Origin of the sequence: Rothia sp. HMSC069C04 (assembly GCF_001812895.1) — a bacterium.
Classification (GTDB): Bacteria; Actinomycetota; Actinomycetes; order Actinomycetales; family Micrococcaceae; genus Rothia.
The window spans coordinates 1-1,601 of sequence record NZ_KV810722.1 but is presented as its reverse complement, the minus strand read 5'-3'; the positions used below and the strand labels follow the sequence as shown (position 1 = coordinate 1,601).

Annotated in this window: 1 protein-coding gene; it reads right to left on the bottom strand. The window is 57.0% G+C overall.

Going from position 1 to position 1,601, the window contains the following annotated elements; translation table 11 throughout:
* On the bottom strand, positions 1-1,573 hold a 1,573-nt coding region (locus HMPREF2879_RS01725), incomplete at its 3' end, for an ATP-binding cassette domain-containing protein (protein WP_070634681.1).
* Positions 1,574-1,601: the final 28 nt, after the last annotated feature.

Here is a 1,601-nt window from a genome sequence, read left to right as displayed (position 1 = left end):
CAGCCAGAAGCACCTGCGCCACCGCGGCACGGAAGCGCTCACCTCCGGATAAATCCCCAATGCGCTGATGTACGCTTTCGCGACGGAAGAGCAGGCGCGCCAGCTGGTCACGCAGATGCTGTTCGCTCGCACCGGGATTTGCCCTCTGTACGGTTTCAAGGAGGGTGAGCTCCGGGTCGAGGATGATGCGCTGCGGCAGGTATGCGGTGTTGTCCAGGCGGTAGAGCACTTGGTATGCGGGCGGCACTGGGGAACGGTAATCAGGGTCATTCGCGTGCGCTATCGCATTGAGAAGCACAGTCTTGCCACTGCCGTTTGCTCCCGTGATGTGCAGGCGTTCGGGTCCGGTCAGGATAAGAACCTCGGGAAAATCTTGGATTTGAAGCAGATAATCAACTTTATAAGGTTGTGTTTCACGTGAAACAGTGTTTTGGGTGTATGCATTCTTAAGGTCGGCGCTCTGCGGTGTAGACGCGCAAGAGTCGTTCTTCACCCGATGTAATTCCAGTACCTTCCGCCCCAATGGGAGCGCATCCTGAGCAAGTTCCAGATAGATACGCTCCTGCATGCGCAGGTTCTCTTGGGCTTCTCCAACTGCCGCCCGCGCATCCGCCACCATGCTTTCGTGGGCTGTGTGAAGTTTCCCGGCAGAGCGCTCTGAACTGTTTTTATCCAGGCCCATAGCCATGCCAGGTTTCCGCTTTGACCGCTCAAATTCGCGACCTCGGCGGGCGTTGCGATCGAGCTTAATCTGGTTCTCGGCACGCTCACGCACAGCCTTACGCGCCTCATTCTTCGCCTCGGTCACGCGACGCTGAGCCGCCTGCTGCTCGGTGTCCAGTGCCTGCCGGTAGGTGCTGTAGTTACCCTCGAAGAGGCGCAGATGCGCCAGCCCCTGACGGTCAGCATGAAGCTCGGCAATCACGTTTACACGCTCCAGTAGGTCACGGTCGTGGCTAATGATGAGCGCCGGGCAGGGTAGCGCCTCCAGTGTCGTGAAGAGCTGGGCTTTCGCCGCGGAGTCCAGGTTGTTCGTCGGTTCGTCGAGCAGAATGAACTCTGGGTCTGAATATAGAAGCGCGGTGAGTGCGGCTGTGACCGTCTGACCACCTGAAAAGGTGCTAAGAGGACGCATCAGAAGGTTGCGACGGGCCTGTGTATCGGTCGTAGTGAGGGCAGGACCAAAACCATGTTCGGCAAGGGCTGCGAGGGTACGTTCTTCAATATCCCAGGCGTCGCCTATGGTGTCGTAAAGGCAGGGGGAATAGTCGCCCGATTCCAGTGCATCAAGCGCCTGCAGTATTTTTGTAATTCCAAAAATATCAGCAAGATGCTGATGCCCACTCAACCCTAAATCTTGCGGTAGGTACGCTATGCGCGGTGGGGTGCTGATTATCCCTTGACTAGGGTTTATGTCGCCAAGAATAAGTCTGAAGAGGGTAGTTTTTCCGGCGCCGTTATCGCCGATAAGCCCGGTGAGTGGCGCAGAAAATACCGCGGAAAGGTCGGTGAAAAGCGGGGGCTCACCCGGATGTGCGTACGAAATATGGTCGAGTGTAATGTGACGTGACATGGGCCGAGTTCCTTCGAGTAGGTGCTCG